The organism is Nonomuraea helvata (genome assembly GCF_039535785.1).
Lineage (GTDB): Bacteria > Actinomycetota > Actinomycetes > Streptosporangiales > Streptosporangiaceae > Nonomuraea > Nonomuraea helvata.
Map to the genome: position 1 here is coordinate 2,212,055 of NZ_BAAAXV010000001.1, position 24,978 is coordinate 2,237,032.

The following is a 24,978-nucleotide window of genomic DNA, read 5'->3' on the forward strand; positions in this document are numbered from 1 at the left end:
GTATGCGAGTTCTGCTGGTCGAGGACGACGATCGGCTTGCCTCCGCGCTCACCACGGCCCTCGCCCGGCACGGACACCAGGTCAGCCGTGCGGGGCTGGCCGTCGACGCCCTCCGCCTGGCGGGGGGCGTCGACTTCGTCCTGCTCGACCTCGGTCTGCCCGACATGGACGGGCTCGACGTGCTGCGCCGCCTGCGCCGGGTGTCGGCGGTGCCGCTCATCGTGGTCACGGCCCGTACGGAGGAGCGCGAGGTGCTGCGCGGGCTGCGCTCCGGAGCCGACGACTACCTGGTCAAGCCGTTCCGCACGGTCGAGCTGATGGCCCGCATGGAGGCGGTGGTGCGCCGCGGCACCAGGCCGCGCCCGGCCCGCGACGACGTGGTGAGCGTCGGCGACGTCCGCATCGACCTGGAGTCCAGGCAGGTCACGGTGGCCGGCGAGCTCGTGACGCTGACCAGGCGTGAGTTCGACGTGCTGGCGATGCTGGCGCGCGAGCCCGGTGTCGTGCGCGGCAGGGAGGAGATCCTCGACGAGGTCTGGGGCGACCCGCTGCTGTCGGCGTCCCGGTCGCTGGACGTGCACGTGGCCAACCTGCGTTCCAAGACCGGCCGCCCCGGGCTGGTGGAGACGCTGCGCGGCACCGGCTACCGGCTGGGCTCGACGGCGTGAACTCCCGCCTGGTGGTCACGTTCACCACGCTGATCGTGTTTCTCATCGCGGCGCTGGCCGTGCCGCTCGGCCTCGCCTACGCCTCCCACCGCACCAACCGCCTCCTCCTCGACCGCCGCGCCGACGCCACCCGCTTCGCGGAGCTGGCCGACCAGGCGGCCAGGGAGGACGACCGCGTGGGGCTCATCTCCGAGATCAACCGCTACGCCGAGCTGTACGGCGCCGCGGTGCGCGTACGCGACCGCGACGGCTCCATCCTGGCCACCGTGGGGCGGTTCGACGCCGACGACCGGGAGGCGACGCGCCTCGCGCTGGCCGGCCGCACCACCGAGGACCTGCCCACGATCAGCCCGTTCGGCCCGGCCACGGTGCTGCTGGCCGAGCCCGCGGGACGGGACGCGCAGCTGTCCGGGGTGGTGCTGCTCGAGGCCCCCACCAGCCGGGCCCGGCTGGACGTGTCGCTGGTGTGGGGCGCGCTGGCGCTCGGCGCGCTGGTGGCGCTGGCGTACTCCGCGCTGGCGGCCCGGCGGCTGGCCCGCTGGATCCTGCGGCCCGTCACCGAGCTCGACCGCACCACGCAGGCCATCGCGCACGGCAGGCTCGACGCCCGCGCGCATCCCGGCGCCGGGCCCTCCGAGCTGCGGCGACTGGAGGAGCGCTTCAACGCGATGGCCGACGCGGTCTCCAGCGCGATGGAGCGGCAGCGGGCGTTCGTGGCGGACGCCTCGCACGAGCTGCGCACCCCGCTCACCGTGCTCGGGCTGCGGCTGGAGAACCTCGAGCCCCACCTGCGGGGCGAGGGCGCGGCCGAGTTCGAGGAGGCGATGGCGGAGCTGGACCGGCTGGCGCTGCTGGTGGAGGACCTGCTGGCGCTGGCTCGGGTGGAGGCGGGCGCGGTGGTCGAGGGCAAGGAGGTCCCGCTCGCGCCGCGGCTGGCCGCGTGGCGGGAGGTGTACGCGGCCAAGGGCGTGCGGCTCGTGACCGGCATCCCGGAGACGGAGGTCGTTCCGGAGGCCGCGGCCAGGGTGGCGGACATCGCGCTCGACAACGCCCAGAAGTTCGTGCCCGAGGGCGGCACGGTCACGGTCACCCTGGACGACGGTGTGCTGCGGGTGGCCGACGACGGGCCGGGGCTGAGCGAGGAGGAGCGCTCGGAGGCGCTGGGACGGTTCTGGCGGTCCGGGGCCCATGCGAACGTGCCGGGCAGCGGCCTGGGCCTGGCCATCGCCGCCGAGCTGGCCAGGACGTGCGGGGCCGCGCTGGCGCTGCTGCCCGCCGTGCCGCACGGCTTGATCGTGGAGCTACGCCTGAAAAGTCAGCCGTAGACGGACTGGTAGTAGCGGGCCGCGCCCGGGTGGAGCGGGACGACGCCGGTGCCGATGGCGTAGCGCATGTCCAGCCGCCCGCCCGGCGCCGACGGTGCCTGGAGGCGGTCGCGGGCGTGGAAGACGGTCTCGGTGATCATGAACGCCAGGTCGTCCGGGAGCGTGGTCCGGCACATCAGATAGCTGGGGGTACCGACGGTCGGCACCGGCTTGCCGCTGCCGTACACGCCGGCGGGCACCAGCGCGTGCTCGTAGAGCGGGCCGAAGCGGCGGCGCAGCACCGGCACCAGCGGATCGAGCGGCACGAGCTCGATGTCCCCGAGCGAGGTCAGGACGGGCGTGGGCACCCCGCCGGACCAGAAGAACGCCTCGATCCCGCCGTCACGCAGCGCCTGGACCGACTCGTCGAGACTCAGCCTGCTGACCACGGCGGGCCTGGTCAGCCCGGCCACGGCCAGCACGCGGACGGCGGTCACCGCGGTGCCCGAGCCCTCCAGCCCGATGGAGACCGTCCGGCCCGCCAGGTCCTTGACGGCGGCGATGCCGGAGCCCCCGCGCACCACCAGGTGGACGTAGTTCATGTACACCCTGGCCAGCGCGGACACCGGCTGGTGCCGTACCCGCACGGCGTCGTCGGCGCTGTCGGCCAGCGCGAACGCCACGTCGGCCCGCCCGTCGGTCATCATCGTCAGGTTCTGCACACTGGCCGCGGTGTTCATCACCCGCACCGTGAGCCCGAGCCGCCGCAGCTCCTGCGCGATCCCGTCGCCGAGCTGCTCGTAGATCCCGCCCGTCACGCCGGTCGCCAGCCGCAGCTCGGGCCACGTGCCGCCGGAGGCCGAGCACCCGGCCGCCAGGGCGGGGAGCCCGAGGAAGGCGCGGCGGGATATCGACATGAATTCACGGTATCCGGTCCACCAGAATGGACTTTGTGAGCGAACGGGACACACGCCTGCGCATCGCCTCGGAATTGACGATGTTCCTGCCGGTGAGCCGGCGGCAGGAGTGGCAGCAGGTGACGCCGGACGGCACCTCCACGCTGGGCCACCACGTCGAGTCGCTCGGCATCCCGCTGACCGAGGTGGGGCCGATGGTCGTGGACGGCCGCGGGGTGCCGCCCTCGTACCAGCTCGTGCCCGGCGACGTGGTGGAGGTGCACCCGGTCCCGCGCCCGCAGCCGCTGCCGGGCGAGCCGCGCTTCCTGCTCGACGTGCACCTGGGCACGCTGGCGCGGCGGCTGCGCCTGCTCGGCATCGACGCGGCCTACCACAACGACATGGACGACCCGGCGCTGGTGGTGCAGGCCAACGAGGAGCGCCGGGTGCTGCTCACGCAGGACCGCGGCCTGCTGCGCCGCCGCGCGCTCTGGCTGGGCGCGTACGTGCGCGGCTCCCGCCCCGCCGACCAGCTCCGCGACCTGCTCGAGCGCTTCACGCCGCCGCTGCGCCCGTGGACGCGCTGCACGGCGTGCAACGGCGAGCTGGAGCCGGTCGCCAAGCACGAGGTGGCGTCGCTGCTGGAGGCGGGCACGGAGCGCAACTACGACCTGTACGGGCGGTGCGGCGAGTGCGGCCAGGTCTACTGGCGCGGCGCGCACAGCGACCACCTGGAGGAGATCGTCAGGTCGGCCCGCGCCTGGACGGCCTAGGGACAGAGGGTGAAGGGGTCGATGCCGCCCAGGTAGCGGGACCACTCCTGGGCGGTGAGGGTGCGGCCCGCGCGCCCGCACACGGCGGCGGCCACGCGGTCGCCGCCGAGTTCGTGCGTGCGTACCGTGCCGTCCGCCGTGACGCTGTAGAGCCTTCTGCTGTCGGAGGAGAAGGCCAGGTAGCCGTTGAGGCTGGTCTCGGTCGACTGCAGGCCGTCGAAGACCACGCCCAGCATCCGGCGGCCCGTCACGTCCCAGAGGCGGATGCGGGCGCCTCCTTCGTACGCGGCGATCATGCGTCCGTCCGGTGACCAGGCGAGCCGCTCGACCGCGATGACGCGCACGGCGGGGAGGCTCTGGACCTGTCCGACGGCGCTCGCGGGCATGGCGGGGAAGTCGGCGAGCCTGGTGGTGAGGTCCCCGTTCCACAGACTGATCCGGTCGGATCCGAAGATCGCCAACCGCCGGCCGTCCGGGCTGAACGCGTAGGGGCCTTCGAGCTGCCCGATCCCCGGCGCCGGAGGCAGTTCGGCGGCTTTCGCAGGGTCGATGCGGTGCGGTGTCACGCCGCCCAGCAGCAGGCGGCCGTCCGGGCGGAAGGCGAGGTGCCCGGGGGCCGGGCCGGGCGTGCTCCTGGACGTGCCGCGCTGGAGGTCGTACAGCTCCACCGGCAGGTCGCCGGCGCCGCCCGACGGAGAGATCGCGAGGGTGCGGCCGTCCGGGCTGAAGGCCAGCGAGTCGGCCCCGCTCGCGTCCTTGGCGGCCAGCCGGAACCCGCCGGTCTCCGCGCCCTGTGGCAGCCGGACGACGTGGACCGTGGTGCCGTCGGCATAGGCCAGCCGGCCGCCGTCGCGGCTGAACGCCATCGCGTCCCCCTCGCCCCGCCACGGGATCGGGGCGGCCAGCGAACGGCCGGTCGCCACGTCCCACAGGGTCAGGGCGCCGCGCTCCTTGGCCGCCAGGACCCGCTCCGACGGGTCGAGCAGCACCTGGTCCTGGTCGCCGCCGCCGCTGGTCGACCGGTCGAACAGCATGGACACGTCCAGCGTGTGGACGACCCCGCCGTCGCTCAGCAGCCGCAGCGCCCGCCGCTCCTCGTCGAAGCGGAGCTCGCTGACGGGCGCCGGCGGGACCCGCCGCAGCACGACGGCCCCGTTGGACCGCCGCCGGATGATCAGCTCGTGCCCCCACTCCCAGGTGGCGACGTACCGGTCGCCGAACCCGAACTCGACCGAGGCCCCGGAGTCGCCGGTCACCAGTTTGGCGCCGTCCGGCACCGAGTAGACGGTCACCGCGGTCTCGCGGCCCCTCGGGCGGGTGAGCGCCAGCGCCCGCCCGTCGGCGCTGAACTGGGCGTCGAAGACGCCTTCCCTCCTGCTCGGCAGCCATGGGGCGGCCAGCCGCCTGCCCGCCTTGAGGTCCCAGAGCTGTACGCGGCCCTCCCCGACATGGGTGACCACGCCGAACCGGCCGTCCGCGCTGACCGCCTCCAGGCCGGCCCCCTGGGGAGTGATGAGGGGCTTGCGGGTGGAGACGTCCCACCATCGCACGTCGCCCACCGGGCTCTTGGGCAGGGCGAGCAGCCGTCCCGTCCGGTCGAACTCCAGATCTTGCGTCACCCCGGCGGGTCCCCCGAACCAGTCGCCACGCGGGCGGCCCGTGGCGACGTCCCAGAGCCGTACGCCCTGCGCGTACTGGAGGGCCAGGGTGCGCCCGTCGGGGCTGATCGCGGCCCAGCGCACGCCCGCCTCCAGCCCGCCGATCTCGTGGATCTGCCGGTGCGCCGGCACGTCCCAGACCCTGGCCCGCCCCCCTTGTACGGCGACCAGGGTGCGGCCGTCGCGGCTGATGCCGTACACGGAGTCCGCGCCCCGGTACGGGTCGGTGAAGACGTCGGCCGTGGGCTCGGACAGCGAGTCGTAGAGCGCGCCCCGCGTCTCCGGCAGCGACGGGCTCAGCCGCCAGGCCGCCACGGTGAGCAGCCGGGCCAGCGGCGGCTCCGTCTCCCGCAGGTCGGCGGCGCGCAGGGTGAGCTCCCTGGCCAGCGCGTCGTCACGCTGACGGTCGGACTCCCTGCGCAGGTACTCGGCCAGCCCCAGCCCGCCCAGCGCGACCACCAGCAGCACGGCCAGGGCCGCCGCCAGCAGGCCCCGCCTCCTGGACTGCCGCCTGGCCTGCCGGGCCGCCGCGTCGAGGAACTCGCGCTCCCGCCTGGCCAGCGTGAGGTCCTTGCGCTCGGTGGCCGCCCAGCGCAGGGTCCTGTCGAGGCTGGAGCCGTGCAGCAGATCGGCGGGCTTCCTGCCCTGGCCCTCCCACAGCGCCGCCGCTTCGGCCAGGCGGCGGTGCACGCGCAGTCCCTCGCGGTTGGCGGCCACCCACTCCCGCAGCCTGGGCCAGGCCTGGACGAGCCCGGGGCGGGCCAGCTCGTACACGGTGCCGTTGCGCACCACGAGTCCCGCGCCGGCGAACACGGTGAGCAGCGCGTCCACGGCCGCGGCCTCGGGAAGCTCCTCGCGGCCGACCGGCCTGAGCGAGTCACCGTCGATCATCCGCAGGAGGACCTGGGGCACGCCCTCCCGCTCGGCCTCGGTCAGCTCGCCATAGAGGTCCTCCGCGACGGCCCCGAGATCCGGCTCCGCCGCCGCGCCCCTGAGCTCTCCCGCGAGCGTCCCGCCACGGGTGAGGGGATCTCCCTCCCCGTCGCCGACCAGCCGCAGGAGCAATGCCTGGGCGGAGGGCCGGTCGGCGGGCTCCTCGGCGAGAGCGGCGGTCACCAGCGGTCCGAGCGGGTCGGGCAGACCGTCGGCGCCGGGCCGGAACCCCAGCACCCGGGCGATGACCGCCACCGGCTCCCCGCCCTTGATCGCGTCGCGCCCCCGCGCCGCGAACAGCACCACCATCGCCCACGCCCACACGTCGGCCGCCTCGGTGGCCCGCCGCCCGTGGAACAGCTCGGGCGACATGTACTGCGGCGTCCCCATGAGCGGCCCGGAGGTGGTCGGCCCCACCTCCCTGGCCACCCCGAAGTCGATCACCCGTGGCCCGTCCGGGCCGAGGATGATGTTGTCCGGCTTCAGGTCCCGGTGCACGATCCCGACCCGGTGGATGGCCGTCAGCGCGGTCGCCACGCCGATGGCCAGGCGGCGCAGCCGGTCCCCCTCGAACGGCCCCGACTCCTCGACCACCCGCCGCAGGCTGGGCCCCGGGACGAACTCGCTGACGATGTACGGCGCGGCCACGTCCACCTGCGCCTCGATCACCCTGGCGGTGCAGAACGAGGCCACCCGCCGGGCCGCCGACGCCTCCTTGGCCAGCCTGGCCCTGGCGGTGGCGCTGTCGAACCTGGGCACCTTGACCGCGACCCGCTCGCCGGCCTCGCCGTACGCCTCGTACACCACGCCCTGGCCACCGGCGCCGAGCCGCCCGGCCAGCCAGTAGCGGCCCAGCCGGTGCGGATCGGAGGGAGTGAGAGGAGCCATCAACTACGCAATTTTGATCTACGCCGCTTCCACAAGGAAGCCCGCGTGGGGAATTCGGCGTCAGACGGCAAGCAGGCGGCGCACTTCCTCCCCGTGCAGCTCCTCGGCGGCTCCCGTGCGCACGACGTGCCCGCCGTCGAGGATGACGAACGTGTCGGCCAGCCGCAGCGCGATGTCCAGGTACTGCTCCACGAGCAGCACGGCCAGCCCTGAGGCGTGCAGCCGCTCGATGGCCGCCTCGATCTCCAGGATGATCGACGGCTGGATGCCCTCGGTCGGTTCGTCGAGGATGAGCAGCTTGGGCCTGGTCACCAGGGCGCGGGCCATGGCGAGCTGCTGCTGCTGACCGCCCGACAGGTGCCCCGCGCTCCGCTTGAGCAGCGGCTTGAGCGCGGGGAAGACGTCCAGCGCCTCGTCGATCGCCTGCTTCGGCACCTTGGCGGCCTCCATGGTGACCAGCAGGTTGCCCAGGACCGAGAGCTGGGGGAAGCAGGCGTGGCCCTGCGGTACGTACCCCATGCCCAGCCGCACCCGCTCGTGCGGCTTCAGCCTGGTCACGTCGCGGCCCTCGAACGTGATCGTCCCGGCCGTCGCCGGGAGCACCCCCATGACGGTGTTGAGCAGCGTCGTCTTGCCTACGCCGTTGCGCCCCATGACGCACACGAGCTGCCCTGGCCCGACCTCCAGCGAGACCCCGAACAGTACGCGCGCCCTCCCGTACCCCGACTCAAGGCCGGTTACCGACAGCATCGCTCGCTTTCCTCCTCCCCAGGTAGACCTCCTGCACGCGGGGGTCGGCGCTGACCTTGTCCACCGGCCCCTCCACGAGCACCTTGCCCTCGTGCAGCACGGTCACCGTCGAGGCGTGCCGCCGGAGAAACTCCATGTCGTGCTCCACCACGATCACCGTGTGGTCCTCGGCGATCTGGGTGAGCAGTTCGCCGGTGCGCTGACGTTCGTCGCCGGACATGCCCGCCACCGGCTCGTCCAGGAGCAGCAGCCGGGGCCGCTGCGCCAGCAGCATGCCGATCTCCAGCCACTGGCGCTGGCCGTGCGAGAGAACACCCGCCGAACGCTCGGCGAGCTCTTCGAGCCCGGTCCTTGCCAGGGCCTCCTCGACGGCGGCCGACACGCCCTTGCGGCGCCGGGCCAGCGACCACAGGGGCTGGCGGAAGCTGGCCGCGAGGTCGAGGTTCTCGACCACGGTGAGCTCCTCGAACACGACCGACGTCTGGAACGTGCGGCCGACGCCCAGCCGGACGATCCGGTGCTCCTTCTTGCCGACCAGGTCGTGCTCGCCGAACCGCACGCTGCCCGCCGACGGCTTCGTGAGGCCGGTGATCACGTCGATCAGCGTGGTCTTGCCCGCGCCGTTGGGTCCGATCAGGAAGCGCAGCTCGCCCTCGGGCACGGTCAGGTCCACGCCGTCGAGTGCCTTGAACCCGTCGAACACCACCTGGACGTCACGTAGCTCGAGCACGTCGCAACCTCCCCGCTATGCCGACGATGCCCTTGGGGGCGAGCGTCATGACCAGGATGAACAGCGCGCCCTGCAGGTAGAGCCAGCCGTCGGCGAACTGCTCGCTGAACGCCGTCCTGGCGTACCCCATGACGACCGCGCCGAGCACGGCCCCGGCCAGCGCGTGGCGCCCGCCGACGGCCACGGCGACGACCAGCTCGAGCGAGGGCACGACGCCGAGCAGCGCGGGCGAGATGATGCCGACCACCGGCACGAACAGCGCACCCGCCAGCCCCGCCATGCCCGCCGAGACGGCGAAGGTGACGGTCTTGACCAGGGCCGGGTCGTAGCCGAGGAAGCGCACCCGGTCCTCACCGTCCCTGACCGCGACCAGCAGCCGGCCGTAGCGGCTGTTCACGAGCTGCCGGGTGGCGAGGTAGAGGGCCCCGAGTACGCCCGCCACCACCAGGTAGAGCAGCCGCTGCGTGGAGTCCTCGGCCAGGTCCTGGCCGAACAGCTCGAAGAAGTTGGTCATGCCGTTGGTGCCGCCGGTCAGGCCCTGCTGGCCGACGAGCAGGATCACCATGGCCGCGGCCAGCGCCTGGGTGAGGATCGCGAAGTACGCGCCCCGTACGCGCTGCCTGAACACCAGCGTGCCCAGGATCAGCGCGATCACCACGGGCCCCACCACGGCCATGGCGAGGGCGAAGACCGGGTTGGCGAACGGCGCCCACAGCGCGGGCAGCCGCTCCACCCCGCTCCACACCATGAAGTCGGGCAGCCCGCCGCCGGCCTCGGTCAGCTTGAGGTACATCGCCATCGAGTAGCCGCCCAGCCCGAAGAACACGCCCTGGCCGAGCGTGAGCATGCCACCCTTGCCCCAGGCCAGCCCGATCCCGAGCGCGACGATCGCGTAGCACAGGTACTTCGCCAGCAGCCCCAGCCGGAACGGCTCCAGCAGCAGCGGGGCCGCCACCAGGGCGATCACGGCCACGGTCGCGAAAGGCAGATTCCTCTTGATCATGTGAGCACCCTCGACCGCAACACGAACAGGCCCTGCGGCCGTACCTGCAGGAACGCGATGATCACGGCGAACACGATCACCTTCGCCAGGGAGGCGTCCGACCAGAACTCGGCGTAGGAGTTCAGCAGCCCCAGCCCGATCGCCGCCAGCACGGCCCCGCGCAGCTGCCCGAGCCCGCCCGCCACGACGACGAGGAAGGCGTCCACGATGTAGTACGTCCCGAGCGCCGGCCCGACGGGCCCGATGAGCGTCAGCGCCACCCCGGCCACCCCCGCCAGCCCGGACCCGATGAAGAACGTCAGCATGTCCACCCGGCCGGTGTCGATGCCGCTGGTCGCCGCCAGCTGCCGGTTCTGGACCACGGCCTGCGTCCTGCGCCCCAGCCCGGTGCGGGTGAGGTACAGCCAGACCGCCACCACGCCGGCCACCGCGAGCCCCATGATGAACAGCCGGTTGTAGGGCAGGATGCCCAACCCTCCCGACAGCCAGGAAGGGGCGGGCACCTGCACGTTCGGCGCCCCGAACAGGTCACGGGCGAGCTGCTGCAGCACCAGGCTCACGCCCCAGGTGAGCAGCAGCGTGTCCAGCGGCCGGCCGTAGAAGTGCCTGATGGCGGCCCGCTCGAGGATCAGCCCCATGACGCCGGCCACCAGGAACGCCACCGGCAGCGCCAGCACGAGGTCCTGGAGCAGGAACGCGGTGTACGCCCCCGCCATGATGAACTCGCCGTGCGCCATGTTGATCACGCCCATCTGCCCGAACGTGAACGTCAGCCCGAGCGCGATGAGCAGCAGCACCGCCCCGATCGACAGCCCGATGGGGAGCTGGTTGACGAAGGCCGACATCACTTGCCCGCCGCCAGGCCGGCCGCCCAGGAGTAACCCTTGAGGTACGGGTCCGGCTTGATCGGCTTGCCGGAGTCCCACACCTGCTTGATCAGGCCGTCGGGCTGGATGACGCCGATGCGGGCGGTCTTGTACATGTGCTGGTTCTCGCCGTCGATCGTGACCTGGCCCTCGGGGCGTTCGAGCGAGATGCCGGGCGCGGCTTTCTTGACCGCCTCGACCTCGGTCGTGCCCGCCTTCTTGACCGCCTCGGCCCACAGGTAGACCGCGTTGTACCCGGCCTCCATGGGGTCGGAGGTGACCTTGTTCTGCCCGTACTTGGCCTTGTACGCCTTGACGAAGGCGTCGTTCGCCGGGGTGTCGGTGGTCTGGTAGTAGTTCCAGGCGACCGGCTGGCCCACGATGTTGTCCACGCCGATGCCGGTGACCTCCTCCTCGGCGATGCTCACCGACAGCACCGGCATGGTCTGGGCCGAGGCGCCCGCGCTCTTGAGCTGTTTGAAGAAGGCCACGTTGCTGTCGCCGTTGAGCGTGTTGAAGACCGCGTCCGGCTTGGCCTGCATGACCTTGTTGACGAGGGTGGAGTATTCGGTGTGGCCCAGGGGGGTGTACTCCTCGCCGAGGATCTCCATCCCGTTCGCCGCCGCGTACGCCTTGATGATCTTGTTGGCGGTGCGCGGGAAGACGTAGTCGCTGCCCACCAGGAACAACTTCTTCTTGCCCTGCTCCTTCAGGTAGTCCAGGCCCGGGATGATCTGCTGGTTGGTGGTGGCGCCCGTGTAGAAGATGTACGGCGAGCTCTCCAGCCCCTCGTACTGCACCGGATACCACAGCAGCGCCTTGTAACGCTCGAAGACCGGCAGCATGGCCTTCCTGCTGGCCGAGGTCCAGCCGCCGAAGACGGTGGCGACCTTGTCCTGCCTGATCAGCTTCGTCGCCTTCTCCGCGAACGTGGGCCAGTCGGAGGCGCCGTCCTCGACCACGGGAACGAGCTTCTTGCCCAGCACGCCGCCCGCCTTGTTGATCTCGTCGATCGCGAGCAGCTCGGCGTCGCGGACGGTGACCTCGCTGATCGCCATCGTGCCGCTGAGCGAGTGGAGGAGCCCCACCTTGATCTCTTTCGACTCGGCGGCGGGCTTCGCGTCGGATCCGCAGGCCGCGAGGGCAGACACCAGGGCCCCCGCTGCCAGCGCCGAGACAATCGGACGGGAGATTCGCACAGCCGTTCCTTCCTGGCTACCGATACTGCGAGAAAGGTGACTCGGCGAGATTTCCCACGAAGATCCCGGCCGTTAAGACGTGTTTGCCGGATGTTCACAAACGCACTTAATCCGAAATGTGGAGATTGAGAAGCAGAGCGAAACCAACACGACACCCCTTGGCAACAGCCATGAAACCGCCGGTTCCTATGGTCCGGCCATGCGGCTTACCTCACACGAGCAGGAGCGGCTGCTCATTCACGTCGCCGCCGGGGTGGCGCGCGAGCGGCAGGCCAGAGGCCTGCGCCTGAACCATCCGGAGGCTACCGCCGTCATCGCGTCGTTCCTCATGGAGGGGGCCAGGGACGGGCGCACCGTGGCCGAGCTGATGGAGGCGGGACGGTCGGTGCTCGGCCGGGCCGACGTCATGGAAGGCGTTCCGGAGATGCTGGAGAGCGTGCAGATCGAGGCGACGTTCCCCGACGGCACGAAGCTGGTCACCGTGCACAGGCCGATCCCGTGATCCCCGGCGAGTACGCCCACCCCGAGGGCGATCTCACGCTCAATCCCGGGCGCGAGCGGGTGACCGTGCGGGTGATCAACACGGCCGACCGGCCGGTGCAGGTGGGCTCCCACTACCACTTCGCGGCCGCCAACCCGGGGCTGGAGTTCGACAGGCAGGCGGCCTGGGGCAGGCGGCTCGACGTGCCGGCCGGGACGGCGGTCAGGTTCGAGCCGGGCGTCGAGCGCGATGTGACGCTGGTGCCGCTGGCGGGCAACCGGGTGGTCCCGGGGCTGCGGCCGGAGTGGGCGGGGCCGCTCGATGGCTGACATCTCGCGCGCCCGGTATGCGGCACTGTACGGTCCCACGGTCGGCGACCGGATCCGGCTGGCCGACACCGACCTGTTCATCGAGGTCACCGAGGACCGGTCGATCGGGCCTTCCGGCCCCGGCGACGAGGCCGTCTTCGGCGGCGGCAAGGTGATCCGCGAGTCCATGGGGCAGGCGCGGGCCACCCGGGCGGAGGGCGCGGCCGACCTGGTCATCACCGGCGCGGTGATCCTCGACCACTGGGGCGTGGTCAAGGCCGACGTCGGCATCCGCGACGGCCGCATCCACGCCATCGGCAAGGCCGGGAACCCCGACACGATGGACGGCGTCGACCTGGTCATCGGGCCGTCCACCGAGGTGCTCGCGGGCAACGGCAAGATCCTCACCGCCGGGGCCGTCGACTCGCACGTCCATCTGATCTGCCCGCAGCTCCTCGACGAGGCGATCGGGTCCGGTGTGACCACGATCGTCGGGGGCGGCACCGGACCCGTGGAGGGCACCAAGGCGACCACCGTCACCGGGGCCTGGTACCTGGGCCGGATGCTGGAGTCGCTGGACGCGTACCCGCTGAACTTCGCGCTGCTCGGCAAGGGCAACACCGTCTCGTCCGAGGGCCTGCTGGAGCAGCTCAGGGCGGGCGCCTCCGGCTTCAAGCTGCACGAGGACTGGGGCTCGACGCCGGCCGCCATCGACGCGTGCCTGAACGTGGCCGACGCGGCGGGGGTGCAGGTGACGCTCCACACGGACACGCTGAACGAGGCCGGGTTCGTGGAGTCGACGCTGAAGGCCGTCGGGGACCGGACGATCCACGCGTACCACACCGAGGGGGCCGGCGGCGGCCACGCGCCGGACATCATCCGCGTCGCGGCCTACCCCAACATCCTGCCCTCCTCCACCAACCCCACCCGGCCGCACACCGTCAACACGCTCGACGAGCACCTCGACATGCTCATGGTGTGCCACCACCTCAACCCGTCGATCCCGGAGGACCTGGCGTTCGCCGAGTCCCGCATCAGGCCCACGACGATGGCCGCCGAGGACGTGCTGCACGATCTGGGGGCGATCTCGATGATCGGCTCGGACTCGCAGGCGATGGGGCGGATCGGGGAGACGATCATCCGTACGTGGCAGACGGCGCACGTCATGAAGGGCCGTCGCGGGTCTCTCGGCGGACCTGCGGACAATCTGCGCGCCCGCCGATACATCGCGAAATATACGATATGTCCGGCTATCGCCCATGGGCTGGACGGCGAGATCGGCTCCGTCGAACGCGGCAAGCTCGCCGACCTCGTTCTCTGGGACCCGGCGTTCTTCGGGGTCAAGCCGGACCTCGTGCTCAAGGGCGGCGTGGTGGCCTGGGCCCAGATGGGCGACGCCAACGCCTCCATCCCGACGCCCCAGCCGGTGCTGCCCCGTCCCATGTTCGGCGCCTCACCGGTGACCGCCGCCGCCACCTCCCTCCACTTCGTCGCCCCGCTCGCCCTCGACTCCGGCCTCACCGACCACCTGTCCGTACGCCGCCGCCTGGCGCCGGTGGCGGACGTACGGCGGCGCGGGAAGTCCTCGATGCCGCTGAACGACGCCATGCCCCGGATCGAGGTGGCGCCCGACACGTTCGAGGTCCGGGTCGACGGCGACCTCATCGAGCCGGCCCCCGCCGCCACCCTGCCGATGGCCCAGCGCTACTTCCTCTTCTGATGGATCTCTGATGAACCCGGCCCTGCTCCTCCTCGCCGACTCCCGCCTCCCGGCCGGCGGCCACGCCCACTCGGGCGGGACCGAACAGGCGGTCACGTCGGGGGCGGTGCACGACGTGCCCTCGCTGGCGCGCTTCCTCCGTGGACGCCTCCACACGGCGGGCACGGTCGCCGCCGCCCTGACCGCCGCCGCCTGCACCCAAGCCACCACCTGCGCATCGCCGGGCGGTGTGGAGTCGCCGTGGGCGGTGCTCGACGCCGAGACCGATGCCAGGACCGCCGCGCCCGCCCAGCGGGAGGCGTCCAGGACGCAGGGCAGGCTCCTGCTGAGGGTCGCCCGCCGCGTGTGGCCGTCGCCGGTGCTCGACGAGCTGGCGCGGGACGTACCGAACCCCCATCATCCGATCACCCTCGGAGTGGCGGCGCACGCGGCGGGCGCGACGCCGGAGGAGGCGGCCATGGCGGCGGCGTACCACGCGGTCAGCGGCCCCGCCACGGCGGCCGTCCGGCTGATCGGGCTGGACCCGGTGGCCGTGCACGGGCTGCTGGCCGACCTCACCCCGGACCTCACCGCCGTGGCCGCGCAGGCCCACCTCGCCGCCGCCGACGCACTCTGGGGAACGTTGCCCGCGTACTCGTCCCCGGCCCTTGATCTCCTGGCCGAGCATCATGCGCGGGCCGCGGTCAGGCTGTTCGTCTCCTAAGGAAGGGATCCCGACATATGGGCGCCAATCACGACGACCACCACCACGCCCCCGACGGCCGCGGCCGGGCGCTGCGGCTCGGCGTGGGCGGCCCGGTGGGCAGCGGGAAGACGGCCCTGGTGGCCGCGCTGTGCCGGACGCTGGGCCCGTCGCTGTCCTTGGGCGTGGTCACGAACGACATCTACACCACCGAGGACGCCGACTTCCTGCGCCGGACGGGCGTGCTCGACCAGGAGCGCATCCTCGCCGTCGAGACCGGCTGCTGCCCCCACACCGCCATCCGCGACGACATCGCCGCGAACCTGGACGCCGTGGAGACCCTGGAGCACCGGTTCGGCCCGCTGGACCTGGTGATCGTGGAGAGCGGCGGCGACAACCTGACGGCCACGTTCAGCCGGGGGCTGGCCGACAGGCAGATCTTCGTGCTGGACGTGTCGGGCGGCGACAAGGTGCCGCGCAAGGGCGGTCCGGGGGTCACGACGGCCGACCTGCTGGTCATCAACAAGACCGACCTCGCCCCGATGGTGGGCGCCGATCTGGGCGTGATGGACCGCGACGCGGCGGCCGTACGCGGGGACAGGCCGGTGCTGTTCACCTCGATCAGAGAGGATCCCACCGCCGCCACGGTCGCCGGCTGGGTCTCCGAGCAGGTGACGGCCTGGGCCCGCGCCCACGCGGCCTCCGTGTCGTGATGTCCGGCCCCCTGATATCTGGCCGTCGCGCGATGCGGGCCGCCGCCGCGGTGGCCACCGCCCTGTCCGCGGACGGCCGGACCCTGGTCCACCGCCTGGCCTCGGCGCCGCCGCTGACGCTGCGCCAGACGGGGCCGTACACCGTGCACCTCGTCTCCACGGCGGCGGGCCCGCTCGGCGGCGACCGGCTCCACCTGGACCTCGACGTGGCTCCACGCACCACCCTGGAGCTCGGCTCGGTCGCCGCCACCCTGGTCCTGCCGGGGGACGGTGAGTCCGAGATGCTGGTCACCGCCCGGGTGGGGGCGGGCGCGACGCTCCGGTTCGCGCCGGAGCCCACGGTGCTCGCCGCCGGCTCCCGGCACCGCCTCCTCGTACGCCTCGAGCTGGCGGCGGACGCCGAGGTGCGGTGGCGCGAGGAGATCGTCTTCGGCCGGCACGGCGAGGCGCCGGGACGCTGCCATGCCCGCTTCGACGCGACGTGCGACGGCCGCCCGCTGCTCAGGCAGGAGTTCACCGTCGGCGACCCCGTCCTGGACACGTCCCCGGCCGTCTACGGCACGGCTCGCTGCGTCGGCACCACGTTCCTCACGACAACCATCAAGGAGCCGGCCGTGGCTGAGGGCGTCGCCGTCCTGCCCCTGGCCGGCCCGGGCACGTTGGTGTCCGCCCTGGCGGGCGACGCGGTCCTGCTCCGCTCCCGCCTCGAATGGGGCGAACGCACCGCCACCACCCCCTGAGGGTGTCGCCGTGGTGATGGTGAGAGGCGCTTCCCCGGCTTACAGTGATCGTGTGGCCGATGACTTCCAGCCTGCCCCAGCGACCCGGCGCGGCTACGCGCTCGGCGTGGTGGTCGCCGGAGCGCTCCTGGTGGGCTGCGCCGTGCTCCCGTGGGCCGGGCTCGAGGTGAGGAGCGACCTCATCGGCGGCGGCCTGGCCGACGACATCCGCGGCATCGACGACCGGTTCGGCGTCTACACGCTGGTGGCCGGGCTGATCGCGCTGGCCTGCGGCGTCGCGGGGCTGCTCACCCGCCCGAGGGTCGCCGCCCTGGCCGCCCTCCCCGGAGCGGCGGCGGTGGCGGTGCTGGTGCTCTTCATGACCGACGGGAGCGGGCTGCGCGACCGGATCTCCGTGGACCTGGGCGACGTGCTGTCGATCGGGCCTGTGGTCAAGTTCGGCTGGTTCGCCGCGCTGGGCTGCTCCGTGGCGGTCGTCGTGCTCTCCGTCCTGGCGCTGCTACGGCGTGCCTGACGATCAGTCGTAGAAGCCCAGCCGCCGCAGCTGCTTCGGGTCGCGCTGCCAGTCCTTGGCCACGCTGATCCGCAGGTCGAGGTAGACGCGTGTGCCCAGCAGGGCCTCGATCTGCTTGCGGGCCTTGGTGCCGACCTCGCGCAGCCGCTCTCCCTTGTGCCCGATGACGATCGCCTTCTGCGACGGACGCTCCACGAACATGTGCGCGTAGATGTCCAGCAGGTCGTCGCGCCCCTCACGGGGCAGCATCTCGTCCACGACCACGGCGATCGAGTGGGGCAGCTCGTCGCGAACGCCCTCCAGCGCCGCCTCCCTGATCAGCTCGCCCACCAGCACCTGCTCCGGCTCGTCCGTGAGCTGCCCGTCCTCGTAGAGCGGCGGCGACTCGGGCAGGTGCTCGATCAGCACGTCGGCCACCACGTCGAGCTGCTCGCCCGACTGCGCCGACACCGGAACGATCGCCGCGAACTCCGCCACCTGCGACACCGCCAGCAGCTGCTCAGCGATCTGCTCCTTGGTCGCCAGGTCGCACTTGGTCACCACGGCCACGAGCGGCGTCTTCTTCACGGCCGAGAGCTTGTCGGCGATGAACCGGTCGCCCTTGCCGATCGGCTCGTTGGCGGGCACGCAGAAGGCGATCACGTCCACCTCGGTCAGCGTGGAGAGCACCAGGCTGTCGAGCCGCTCCCCCAGCAGCGTGCGCGGCCGGTGCAGGCCGGGTGTGTCGACGATGACGATCTGGGCGTCGGGACGGTGCACGATGCCCCTGATCGCGCGCCTGGTCGTCTGCGGCTTGGACGAGGTGATCGCCACTTTGGTGCCGACCAGGGCGTTCATGAGCGTGGACTTGCCGACGTTCGGCCTCCCCACGAAGCAGGCGAATCCGGCGCGATGGCTGTCTGGCGAAGTCACGTACTGCATTGTGTCCCATCAACGAGCGTGCTCACGCCACCAGGCGAACGCCTCGGGCGCCACCCGGGGTGTCCACGGGGTCGTGTGCAGCTCGGAAAGCTCCTGCTCGGTCACCCACCGGTGGTCGTTGATCTCGACGCCGTCAGGCTCAGGCACGCCCGTGACCAGGACGCCACCGTAAACGGCGATGACGTAGCCGACCTGGTGGCCGTTCGGGTAGACGGTGCGGAACTCGGGGCCGCCGTAGACCCCGATCAGGCCGCGTACCTCGATCTCGATGCCGAGCTCCTCGCGCAGCTCCCGGACGGCGGTGTCCTGCGGCCGCTCGTCCGGGTCGATGCCGCCGCCGGGCGCCGCCCAGAGGCCAACGTCGCCGTGCCGGGCCACCAGCAGCCTGCCCGCGTCGTCGAACACGAACGCGGCCGCTGACGGCAGCATGAGCAGCTCGGAGCCGACCTTCTCCCGCAGCCTCGCCAGGAACGGCGACATCGGCATGGTCAGCCCCGCAGCGTGCCGTCAGGGCCGGCCACGAGCAGGGACTTGACTCCCAGCTCCGCGGCCACGGCCTCGTCGGCGGCGCTCGGGTCGCCCGCGCTCACCAGCGCGACGGCCTCCAGGGACCGCGCGCCGCTGGAGACCGCCATGGCCACCGCCACCTGCACCGCCGAGAGCGTCAGCGCGTCCAGCGCCACGTTCGTCGCCGAGTACGTACGGCCGGTCTCATCCCGCACGGCGGCGCCCTCGGAAGCCTCGTTGCGCGCCCTGGCCGCCCGCGCCAGAGTGATGATCTTGCTGTCTTCAGGATCGAGTGTCACGCAACCAGGTTAGGCGCTGGCCATGGAGATGACCGCGTCGACCACCTCGCGGGTGCGGGCGGGGTCCATGTCGTCCATGCTCGTGTGCACGACCGACACGAGGGTGTCACCCACCCGCGACAGCACGACGTCCATCGCGTACGGGTAGCCGTTCAGCCGCCCGAGCAGCCGCGCGCTCACGCTCTCGTCCGCCGAGATCTCGAGCGGCAGCGTCTGCGAGCGCAGGTCGGTGCCGGAGGAGGTGCGTAGCTCGCGGCACGACTCCATGGCCCTGGCCAGCTCGTCGAGGTGCTCCTCCGCCTCCCCGTCCGCGTAGCGCGCCAGCCCCACGCCGGCCTGCTCCCCCAGCCCGTCACCCCGGTAGCTGACCGCCGCCTGGGCCGTCAGCGCCTGCCCGGGCGCCCGCCCTCCCGCGGGCTCCAGCACGGCCAGGCAGTTCTCGTCGCCCTGCGTGAACGGCATCCGCCACGCCTGCTCCGGCCTGACCGCGAACCCGTCGGGCAGCGCCGGTCCCTTACGGAGCACGTCGCGCAACTGCGCCGCGGCCCGCGGGTCGAGAACGTTCGCGGCGTTCCCGCCCCCGCATCCCGCCAGAACGCAGGCCAGCAGCCCGCAGGCGATGATCTCGCGTTTCATGATCCCCCCTGGATCGCAGCTTCCCCTGTCGAGGAATGCGGCAATCCACCGGAGATTCCACCAATACGCAAAAAGGGTGCCTCCACCCGGTTCTCCGGATGGGGGCACCCTTGACGCCGACCTGCGTCTCAGCCGGCGAGCCGGCCGAGACGCCGTCGTTCCCCCCAAGGTGCACCCTCCCGCCGCGAACCCCACCCGGCGTTCGAGTGCCTCCCCTTGTGACACCCACCGCACTGGATGCCGTGGTAAGAGAGTGCCCTGGCGGGCTTGCAGAAGACTTGTAGAACGCTTGCGGCCTTCGCCCCGCTTCATCCACAGTTCGGATGAGATCAGTCGTGGTCCTCGGCGGCCTGGTCGGTCTCCTCCTCCGGAGGCTTGGCGCGGCGCACCACGACGGTGCTGATGCGGTTGCGGCGGCCCGCCAGGCTCTCGGCGGTGAGCTTGAGCCCGGCCACCTCCGCCTGCGACCCGGCGATCGGCACCCGCCCGAGCGCGTGGGCGAGCAGCCCGCCCACGGTCTCCACGTCGTCCACGTCGATCTCCGTGTCGAACAGCTCGCCCAGCTCGTCGACGGGCATCCGGGCCGTCACCCGCATCCCGCCGTCGGGTGTGGACTCGACGCGGGGCGCCTCCTGGTCGTACTCGTCGGTGATCTCGCCGACGATCTCCTCCAGGACGTCCTCGATCGTGACGAGCCCGGCGGTGCCGCCGTACTCGTCGATGACGATGGCGATGTGGATCTGCCGGGCCTGCATCTCCCGCATGAGCTGGTCGATGGGCTTGCTCTCGGGCACGTACGCGGCCGGCCGCATGACCGACTCGACCGTCTCCTTGCCCCCGCCCTCGCCGGACTCGTGGATCTTGCGGGCGATGTCCTTGAGGTACGCCATGCCGATGACGTCGTCCTCGTTCTCGCCCACGACGGGAATGCGGGAGAACCCGCTGCGCAGCGCCAGCGACAGAGCCTGGCTGATCGTCTTGCCGCGTTCGATGTAGACCATGTCGGTGCGGGGGACCATGACCTCGCGCACCAGCGTGTCGCCCAGCTCGAAGACAGAGTGGATCATCTCGCGCTCGTCCGGCTCGATCACCCGGCGCTCCTCGGCCAGGTCGACCAGGTCGCGCAGCTCGGCCTCCGAGGTGAACGGCCCCTCGCGGAACCCCTTGCCGGGGGTCAGCGCGTTGCCGAGCAGGATGAGCAGCTTGGGCAGGGGGCCGAAGATGCGGGTCAGGCCGTACACGATGGGGGCGCTCGCCAGCGCGACCGGCTCGGCGTGCTGGCGCCCCAGGGTACGCGGCATGACGCCCACCACGACGTAGCTGATCACGATCATCACGACGGCGGCCCAGACGTACGCCCAGCCCTGGTCGTGCATGAGATCGATGAACAGCAGCGTCGCGATGACCGTGGCCACCAGCTCGCAGCTCAGCCTGAGCAGCAGGAGCAGATTGAGGTAGCGCGGCGGATCGTTGACGATGGCCTGCAGGCGCACGGCGCCCCGCCGGCCCTCGCGTACGTATTCCTCGGCACGCACCCTGGAGATGCGCGTCAGTGCCGTTTCCGCACTGGCGATCAGGCCACCGATGATCACGAGGGCGATGGCCGAAGGCAACCAGGCGTTCACCGCGTGTTGCGCACCTCCTGCCACGACTCGAGGAGCCGGGCCTGCAGGCCGAACATCTCCTTGTGCTCCTCCGGCTCGGCGTGGTCGTAGCCGAGCAGGTGGAGGATGCCGTGGGTGCACAGCAGCTCGAGCTCGTCGGCCGTGCTGTGGCCCGCCTCCTCGGCCTGCCTGGCGGCCACCTGCGGGCAGAGCACGACGTCGCCGAGCAGCGCCGGGTCAGTGGGGCTCTCCAGGTCGCCGCGCGCGCCTCCGCCGGGACGCAGCTCGTCCATCGGGAACGCCAGCACGTCGGTCGGGCCCGGCTCGCCCATCCACTTCTCGTGCAGCTCGGACATGGCGTCCTCGTCGACCACCACGATGGAGAGCTCGGCGAGCGGGTTGATGCCCATCTCGCCGAGCACGTGGGTGGCCAGGGCGACGAGGCTCTCCTCGTCGACCCCGACGCCCGACTCGTTGTTGATCTCGATGCTCATGGTCGCCGCTTCCCCCGGTGCTGGATGCTCTTCGGCTCCTGGGCGGCCTGCGTGGCGTCGTAGCGCCCGTACGCGTCCACGATCTCGCTCACCAGCTTGTGGCGGACCACGTCGGAGCTGGTCAGGCGGGCGAAGTGGATGTCGGAAATGCCGTCGAGGATCTCCTGGACGACCCGCAGCCCGCTCACCGTGCCGTTGGGCAGGTCGACCTGCGTCACGTCACCGGTCACCACGATCTTGGAGTTGAACCCGAGACGGGTGAGGAACATCTTCATCTGCTCGGCCGAGGAGTTCTGAGCCTCGTCGAGGATGATGAAGGCGTCGTTGAGCGTGCGACCACGCATGTACGCGAGCGGCGCGACCTCGATCGTGCCCGCGGCCATCAGCTTGGGGATGGAGTCGGGGTCGAGCATGTCGTGCAGCGCGTCGTAGAGCGGCCGCAGGTAGGGGTCGATCTTCTCGTAGAGCGTGCCGGGCAGGAAGCCCAGCCGCTCGCCGGCTTCGACCGCCGGGCGGGTCAGGATGATCCGGTTGACCCGCTTCTCCTGCAGCGCACGCACGGCCTTGGCCATCGCGAGGTAGGTCTTGCCGGTGCCCGCGGGACCGATGCCGAACACGATCGTGTGCTTGTCGATCGCGTCGACGTACCGCTTCTGGTTGACCGTCTTCGGCCTGATCGTGCGCCCGCGCGAGGAGAGGATGTCGAGGGACAGCACCTCGGCGGGGCGGTCGGACGTCATGCGGAGCATGGCGATGCTGCGCTCGACCGCGTCAGGGGTGAGCTCGCCGCCGCTGCGCAGCACCTCGACCAGCTCCTCGAAGAGCCGCACCACCGTGCCGCTCTCGTCGGGGCTGCCGGTGACGGTGATCTCGTTACCGCGAACGTGGATGTCGGCCCTGAAAGCGCCCTCGATGACGCGAAGCAGCTCGTCGCGGGAGCCCAGGAGGCTGACCATCGGGTATTCGTCCGGAATCAGCACCTTGGCTTGAGTGCGCGAGGGAGGTGCCGTGCGTCGGGATTCGTGTAGTTCGGACATGGGCAGGCCAGCGGCCTGATGCCTCCCGGTCTCTTTCGGTGTTCTTCTGTGCCCATCGTATCCGGGACCGGGCCGATCGCTCCCCCCAATATCAGCCGGGCGGCCAGGTCAGGTCGCGCCCGCCCAGGACGTGGGCGTGTACGTGGAGAACGGTCTGCCCGGCGCCGGCCCCGGTGTTGAACACCACGCGGTATCCGCTGTCGGCCACGTGCTCCAGCACGGCCACCGAGTGGGCGGCCTTGAGCACCTCGTCGGCGAGCCCGTCGTCGGCAGTGGCGAGCGCCGCCGCGGTGGCGTGGTGCTGCTTCGGGATGATCAGCACGTGGGTGGGCGCCTGCGGGTTGACGTCACGGAACGCCAGCGTCCTGCCGGTTTCATAAACGATCTCGGCGGGAATCTCCTTGGCGACGATTTTGCAGAAGAGACAATCGCTCACCTGATCACCCTATCGAGACCGCCGGCGTACGTAACCCGTTGCCAATCGGTAATCCTCTGTGTCGTGCGAAGGAAGATCCACGCGGTTAGGGTGAGTGTGCGACACTTCAGCAAAAAAGGACGATTCAGGGTCGGGCGAGCGCCACCTGGCGAGGACACGACTGGGTAATGCACCCTAAGGAACCGGGGAAACCTCAAGAACCGGAAGAGCGTAAACCCTCTGGGAAGGCTGAGCGTCCCATTGATGTGACCACCGAAACCCTTCTGGCCGACAGGTCGATGGGGGCGGCGCCGGTCGGGTGGGATGCCGACATGGCCGTGACCGCGCTCTACAGCGCGCACTTCCGGTCGTTGGTGCGTCTCGCCGTGTTGCTGGTGCGAGACACGGCGACTGCTGAGGAAGTCGTGCAGGACGCGTTCGTCGCCATCCATGGCGCCTGGCGTAGGCTGCGTGACCCCGACAAAGCTCTCGCCTACCTCCGTCAATCCGTCGTCAACCGGTCCCGTTCGGTGCTACGTCACCGCGCGGTCGTCGAGAAGTACGCTCCCAAGGGACTGCCCGACGCCCCGAGCGCCGAGAACGGCGCGATCGGCGAACTGGAACGCTCCGCCGTCATCGAGGCGTTACGGGCCCTGCCCACCCGTCAGAGAGAAGCACTGGTTCTGCGGTACTACGGTGATCTGTCCGAAGCTGAGATCGCCCACGCGATGGGCATCAGCAAGGGCGCGGTCAAGAGCCACACCGCACGTGGCATGGCCGCACTGCGATCCGTTCTGGAGAAAATGTCATGACCCAGCCCCCCGACGAGCACGGCGATCTCCTGCGCCGTGCGCTCCGAGCGGAGGCGGATGCGGTCGTGCCCTCGCCGGACGGACTGGAGATCATCCGCGCCCGCATCGAACGGCGCGGTGTCCGTAATCTGTTCTGGTGGCGTGCGGGCGCGGCCGCCGCCAGCGCCGTCCTGGTGGCGGGAACGATCGTGATGGCCGTTCCGCAGCTGCGCACGCAGATCATCAACTCGCAACCCGTCGAGAACGACACCTCCAGGGTCCCGTCCAACTCCTCCACCACGCGCTCCCAGGAACCGCCGTCCCCGCCGTCCAGGCAGCCGACCCACGACCAGCACCCCATCGTGGTTCCCGACGTGACCAGGAGCCCGACGCCCCGGCCCTCGAAGCGGGCGGAGTCGACCAGCAGGCCGTCGCCGACCCCCACTCCGACTCCGACCGCGTGCCCGACGACCCAGACCGAGCAGGCCGACCCGCCGTCCGACTGCCCCTCGGCCTCGCCGTCCCCGTCGCCGACGCCGCCGGCGGAGGACACGCTGCAGCCCACGACGTGCCCGGTCGGTGAGTGCCCGCCCGACGACGACGTCACCGAGACCCCCGCCGACGTGACCAGCCCGTTGGTGGACGCCTCCCACACGACGCCCTGACCGTCGCCTCCAAGGGCTCTACCAGAGTCCGGTACGCAGTCGCCCCTGAGAGGGGCTCTACCAGCGTCCGGTACGCGTGAGCAGCACGGAGGCCGCCGCCACCCCCGCCGTGGACGTACGCAGCACCGTCGGCCCCAGCAGCACGGACACCGCCCTGGCCGCCCGGAACCCGGCCAGCTCCTCCTCCGAGACGCCTCCCTCGGGCCCCACGACCACCACGATGTCGCCCGACGCGGGCAGCGCCACGCCGGACAGCGGCTCGGCCGCCTCCTCGTGCAGCACCAGCCCCAGTGCAGCGCCCGCCAGCAGCTTCTCGACCCGCGCGGTGGTGGCGGGCTCCGTCACTTCGGGGAGGTGGAACCTGCGGGCCTGCTTGCCCGCCTCACGAGCGGTGGAGCGCCAGCGGTGCAGCGCCTTGGCGACCTTGTCGCCCTTCCACTGCGTGATGCTGCGCGAGGCCGCCCACGGCACGATGACGTCGACGCCCGCCTCGGTCATCATCTCGACCGCCAGCTCACCTCTGTCGCCCTTGGGCAGCCCCTGGACGACGACCAACCGCGGCTCGGGCGGCTCGACCTCGTAGCGGCGCAGCACGTCGAGCCTGAGTGAGTCCTTCAGCGCCTCGCGCACGACGCACTCGGCGACCGTACCGGCGCCGTCCGTCAGATCGACCCGCTCACCGGCCCGCAGACGGCGCACGGAGGCCGCGTGCCGTCCCTCGGGACCGGCGAGCGTCAGCTCGGGCCCGTCCAGCTCCTCGGACAGGAACACCGGGACGGTCAC

Annotated in this window: 28 protein-coding genes; 12 read left to right on the forward strand and 16 right to left on the reverse strand. The window is 71.6% G+C overall.

Features of this window, described 5'->3' with window-relative positions; all coding sequences use genetic code 11:
- Positions 1-2: 2 nt before the first annotated feature.
- Together ABD830_RS10195 and ABD830_RS10200 are read left to right on the forward strand one after the other, a co-directional pair.
- Positions 3-668 (forward strand): response regulator transcription factor, encoded by a 666-nt coding sequence (locus ABD830_RS10195; RefSeq protein WP_344986292.1) that lies wholly within the window; start codon positions 3-5, stop codon positions 666-668.
- Positions 665-1,993 carry a sensor histidine kinase gene (locus ABD830_RS10200; protein ID WP_344986293.1) on the forward strand — a complete coding sequence of 443 codons (1,329 nt, stop codon included), beginning with the start codon at positions 665-667 and terminating at the stop codon, positions 1,991-1,993. The genes ABD830_RS10195 and ABD830_RS10200 overlap by 4 nt, the downstream gene beginning before the upstream one ends.
- Here ABD830_RS10200 and ABD830_RS10205 read toward each other — a convergent pair.
- A complete protein-coding gene (locus ABD830_RS10205; protein ID WP_344986295.1) occupies positions 1,984-2,889 on the reverse strand; it encodes a TAXI family TRAP transporter solute-binding subunit in 906 nt (301 codons plus the stop codon). The two genes, ABD830_RS10200 and ABD830_RS10205, sit on opposite strands and share 10 nt — an antisense overlap.
- A 26-nt stretch (positions 2,890-2,915) precedes the next feature.
- On the opposite strand from ABD830_RS10205, the gene ABD830_RS10210 reads away from it, so the two are divergent.
- Positions 2,916-3,641 (forward strand): Mut7-C RNAse domain-containing protein, encoded by a 726-nt coding sequence (locus ABD830_RS10210; protein ID WP_344986296.1) that lies wholly within the window; start codon positions 2,916-2,918, stop codon positions 3,639-3,641.
- Here ABD830_RS10210 and ABD830_RS10215 read toward each other — a convergent pair.
- Genes ABD830_RS10215 through urtA form a run of 6 tightly spaced genes read right to left on the reverse strand, consistent with a single transcriptional unit; the run spans position 3,638 to position 11,668 of the window.
- Complete coding sequence (locus ABD830_RS10215; protein WP_344986297.1) at positions 3,638-7,120, reverse strand: WD40 repeat domain-containing serine/threonine protein kinase; 3,483 nt, start codon at positions 7,118-7,120, stop codon at positions 3,638-3,640. The two genes, ABD830_RS10210 and ABD830_RS10215, sit on opposite strands and share 4 nt — an antisense overlap.
- A gap of 60 nt (positions 7,121-7,180) precedes the next feature.
- The gene (gene urtE, locus ABD830_RS10220) at positions 7,181-7,870 is read right to left on the reverse strand and encodes an urea ABC transporter ATP-binding subunit UrtE (RefSeq protein ID WP_344986298.1); all 690 of its coding nucleotides are present in this window, start codon (positions 7,868-7,870) and stop codon (positions 7,181-7,183) included.
- Positions 7,848-8,600, reverse strand: coding sequence for an urea ABC transporter ATP-binding protein UrtD (gene urtD / locus ABD830_RS10225; protein WP_344986299.1), 753 nt, complete (start codon positions 8,598-8,600; stop codon positions 7,848-7,850). The genes urtE and urtD overlap by 23 nt, the downstream gene beginning before the upstream one ends.
- On the reverse strand, positions 8,584-9,603 hold the full coding sequence (urtC, locus tag ABD830_RS10230; protein ID WP_344986301.1) for an urea ABC transporter permease subunit UrtC: 1,020 nt from the start codon (positions 9,601-9,603) through the stop codon (positions 8,584-8,586). Before urtC ends, urtD begins: the two co-directional genes overlap by 17 nt.
- Entirely contained in the window at positions 9,600-10,448 is an 849-nt protein-coding gene (gene urtB / locus ABD830_RS10235; RefSeq protein WP_344986303.1) for an urea ABC transporter permease subunit UrtB, read from the reverse strand. The genes urtC and urtB overlap by 4 nt, the downstream gene beginning before the upstream one ends.
- A complete protein-coding gene (urtA, locus tag ABD830_RS10240; RefSeq protein ID WP_344986304.1) occupies positions 10,448-11,668 on the reverse strand; it encodes an urea ABC transporter substrate-binding protein in 1,221 nt (406 codons plus the stop codon). The genes urtB and urtA overlap by 1 nt, the downstream gene beginning before the upstream one ends.
- A gap of 199 nt (positions 11,669-11,867) precedes the next feature.
- On the opposite strand from urtA, the gene ABD830_RS10245 reads away from it, so the two are divergent.
- From ABD830_RS10245 to ABD830_RS10275, 7 genes are read left to right on the forward strand one after another with little or no spacing between them, the layout of a single operon-like run.
- Positions 11,868-12,170, forward strand: a complete 303-nt coding sequence (locus ABD830_RS10245) for an urease subunit gamma (RefSeq protein ID WP_344986305.1) — start codon at positions 11,868-11,870, stop codon at positions 12,168-12,170.
- Complete coding sequence (locus ABD830_RS10250) at positions 12,167-12,478, forward strand: urease subunit beta (protein WP_344986306.1); 312 nt, start codon at positions 12,167-12,169, stop codon at positions 12,476-12,478. The genes ABD830_RS10245 and ABD830_RS10250 overlap by 4 nt, the downstream gene beginning before the upstream one ends.
- Complete coding sequence (locus ABD830_RS10255) at positions 12,471-14,177, forward strand: urease subunit alpha (RefSeq protein ID WP_344986307.1); 1,707 nt, start codon at positions 12,471-12,473, stop codon at positions 14,175-14,177. The genes ABD830_RS10250 and ABD830_RS10255 overlap by 8 nt, the downstream gene beginning before the upstream one ends.
- A gap of 10 nt (positions 14,178-14,187) precedes the next feature.
- On the forward strand, positions 14,188-14,880 hold the full coding sequence (locus tag ABD830_RS10260) for an urease accessory protein UreF (protein WP_344986308.1): 693 nt from the start codon (positions 14,188-14,190) through the stop codon (positions 14,878-14,880).
- A 17-nt stretch (positions 14,881-14,897) separates the two neighbouring features.
- Entirely contained in the window at positions 14,898-15,572 is a 675-nt protein-coding gene (ureG, locus tag ABD830_RS10265) for an urease accessory protein UreG (protein WP_344986310.1), read from the forward strand.
- Positions 15,573-15,604: 32 nt separating this feature from the next.
- Positions 15,605-16,312 (forward strand): urease accessory protein UreD, encoded by a 708-nt coding sequence (locus ABD830_RS10270; RefSeq protein ID WP_344986312.1) that lies wholly within the window; start codon positions 15,605-15,607, stop codon positions 16,310-16,312.
- Positions 16,313-16,364: 52 nt separating this feature from the next.
- Positions 16,365-16,826: a hypothetical protein gene (locus tag ABD830_RS10275; protein ID WP_344986313.1), complete on the forward strand. Its 462-nt coding sequence runs from the start codon at positions 16,365-16,367 to the stop codon at positions 16,824-16,826.
- 3 nt (positions 16,827-16,829) lie between these two features.
- On the opposite strand, the gene era is transcribed toward ABD830_RS10275, so the two are convergent.
- The 8 genes from era to ABD830_RS10315 form a co-directional block, all read right to left on the reverse strand.
- Positions 16,830-17,738, reverse strand: a complete 909-nt coding sequence (gene era, locus ABD830_RS10280; protein WP_344986315.1) for a GTPase Era — start codon at positions 17,736-17,738, stop codon at positions 16,830-16,832.
- Positions 17,739-17,756: 18 nt separating this feature from the next.
- On the reverse strand, positions 17,757-18,233 hold the full coding sequence (locus ABD830_RS10285; protein ID WP_344986316.1) for an NUDIX domain-containing protein: 477 nt from the start codon (positions 18,231-18,233) through the stop codon (positions 17,757-17,759).
- A 2-nt stretch (positions 18,234-18,235) separates the two neighbouring features.
- Positions 18,236-18,553 carry a cytidine deaminase gene (locus ABD830_RS10290; protein ID WP_344986317.1) on the reverse strand — a complete coding sequence of 106 codons (318 nt, stop codon included), beginning with the start codon at positions 18,551-18,553 and terminating at the stop codon, positions 18,236-18,238.
- A gap of 9 nt (positions 18,554-18,562) precedes the next feature.
- Complete coding sequence (locus ABD830_RS10295) at positions 18,563-19,189, reverse strand: hypothetical protein (RefSeq protein ID WP_344986319.1); 627 nt, start codon at positions 19,187-19,189, stop codon at positions 18,563-18,565.
- Between the two features lie 329 nt (positions 19,190-19,518).
- Positions 19,519-20,814, reverse strand: coding sequence for a hemolysin family protein (locus ABD830_RS10300; protein ID WP_344986320.1), 1,296 nt, complete (start codon positions 20,812-20,814; stop codon positions 19,519-19,521).
- Positions 20,811-21,287 (reverse strand): rRNA maturation RNase YbeY, encoded by a 477-nt coding sequence (ybeY, locus tag ABD830_RS10305; RefSeq protein ID WP_344986321.1) that lies wholly within the window; start codon positions 21,285-21,287, stop codon positions 20,811-20,813. The genes ABD830_RS10300 and ybeY overlap by 4 nt, the downstream gene beginning before the upstream one ends.
- Positions 21,284-22,324, reverse strand: coding sequence for a PhoH family protein (locus tag ABD830_RS10310; protein WP_344986322.1), 1,041 nt, complete (start codon positions 22,322-22,324; stop codon positions 21,284-21,286). The genes ybeY and ABD830_RS10310 overlap by 4 nt, the downstream gene beginning before the upstream one ends.
- Positions 22,325-22,415: 91 nt before the next feature.
- Positions 22,416-22,760: a histidine triad nucleotide-binding protein gene (locus tag ABD830_RS10315; protein WP_344986323.1), complete on the reverse strand. Its 345-nt coding sequence runs from the start codon at positions 22,758-22,760 to the stop codon at positions 22,416-22,418.
- Between the two features lie 278 nt (positions 22,761-23,038).
- On the opposite strand from ABD830_RS10315, the gene ABD830_RS10320 reads away from it, so the two are divergent.
- Positions 23,039-23,551 carry a SigE family RNA polymerase sigma factor gene (locus ABD830_RS10320; RefSeq protein ID WP_344987656.1) on the forward strand — a complete coding sequence of 171 codons (513 nt, stop codon included), beginning with the start codon at positions 23,039-23,041 and terminating at the stop codon, positions 23,549-23,551.
- Entirely contained in the window at positions 23,548-24,195 is a 648-nt protein-coding gene (locus ABD830_RS10325; protein WP_344986324.1) for a hypothetical protein, read from the forward strand. Before ABD830_RS10320 ends, ABD830_RS10325 begins: the two co-directional genes overlap by 4 nt.
- Positions 24,196-24,252: 57 nt before the next feature.
- Here ABD830_RS10325 and ABD830_RS10330 read toward each other — a convergent pair whose 3' ends face one another.
- On the reverse strand, positions 24,253-24,978 hold the full coding sequence (locus tag ABD830_RS10330) for a 16S rRNA (uracil(1498)-N(3))-methyltransferase (protein WP_344986325.1): 726 nt from the start codon (positions 24,976-24,978) through the stop codon (positions 24,253-24,255).

Excerpts from the sequence above, each read along its gene's own strand:
- ybeY (WP_344986321.1), bottom strand. The coding sequence starts at position 21,287 with ATGAGCATCGAGATCAACAACGAGTCGGGCGTCGGGGTCGACGAGGAG.
- ABD830_RS10325 (WP_344986324.1), top strand. The coding sequence starts at position 23,548 with ATGACCCAGCCCCCCGACGAGCACGGCGATCTCCTGCGCCGTGCGCTC.
- ABD830_RS10205 (WP_344986295.1), bottom strand. The coding sequence starts at position 2,889 with ATGTCGATATCCCGCCGCGCCTTCCTCGGGCTCCCCGCCCTGGCGGCC.
- ABD830_RS10295 (WP_344986319.1), bottom strand. The coding sequence starts at position 19,189 with ATGAAACGCGAGATCATCGCCTGCGGGCTGCTGGCCTGCGTTCTGGCG.
- ABD830_RS10285 (WP_344986316.1), bottom strand. The coding sequence starts at position 18,233 with ATGCCGATGTCGCCGTTCCTGGCGAGGCTGCGGGAGAAGGTCGGCTCC.
- ABD830_RS10210 (WP_344986296.1), top strand. The coding sequence starts at position 2,916 with ATGGACTTTGTGAGCGAACGGGACACACGCCTGCGCATCGCCTCGGAA.
- ABD830_RS10270 (WP_344986312.1), top strand. The coding sequence starts at position 15,605 with ATGCGGGCCGCCGCCGCGGTGGCCACCGCCCTGTCCGCGGACGGCCGG.
- ABD830_RS10215 (WP_344986297.1), bottom strand. The coding sequence starts at position 7,120 with ATGGCTCCTCTCACTCCCTCCGATCCGCACCGGCTGGGCCGCTACTGG.
- urtE (WP_344986298.1), bottom strand. The coding sequence starts at position 7,870 with ATGCTGTCGGTAACCGGCCTTGAGTCGGGGTACGGGAGGGCGCGCGTA.
- ABD830_RS10245 (WP_344986305.1), top strand. The coding sequence starts at position 11,868 with ATGCGGCTTACCTCACACGAGCAGGAGCGGCTGCTCATTCACGTCGCC.
- ABD830_RS10195 (WP_344986292.1), top strand. The coding sequence starts at position 3 with ATGCGAGTTCTGCTGGTCGAGGACGACGATCGGCTTGCCTCCGCGCTC.
- ureG (WP_344986310.1), top strand. The coding sequence starts at position 14,898 with ATGGGCGCCAATCACGACGACCACCACCACGCCCCCGACGGCCGCGGC.
- urtC (WP_344986301.1), bottom strand. The coding sequence starts at position 9,603 with ATGATCAAGAGGAATCTGCCTTTCGCGACCGTGGCCGTGATCGCCCTG.
- urtB (WP_344986303.1), bottom strand. The coding sequence starts at position 10,448 with ATGTCGGCCTTCGTCAACCAGCTCCCCATCGGGCTGTCGATCGGGGCG.
- ABD830_RS10255 (WP_344986307.1), top strand. The coding sequence starts at position 12,471 with ATGGCTGACATCTCGCGCGCCCGGTATGCGGCACTGTACGGTCCCACG.
- ABD830_RS10310 (WP_344986322.1), bottom strand. The coding sequence starts at position 22,324 with ATGTCCGAACTACACGAATCCCGACGCACGGCACCTCCCTCGCGCACT.
- ABD830_RS10260 (WP_344986308.1), top strand. The coding sequence starts at position 14,188 with ATGAACCCGGCCCTGCTCCTCCTCGCCGACTCCCGCCTCCCGGCCGGC.
- ABD830_RS10320 (WP_344987656.1), top strand. The coding sequence starts at position 23,039 with ATGGGGGCGGCGCCGGTCGGGTGGGATGCCGACATGGCCGTGACCGCG.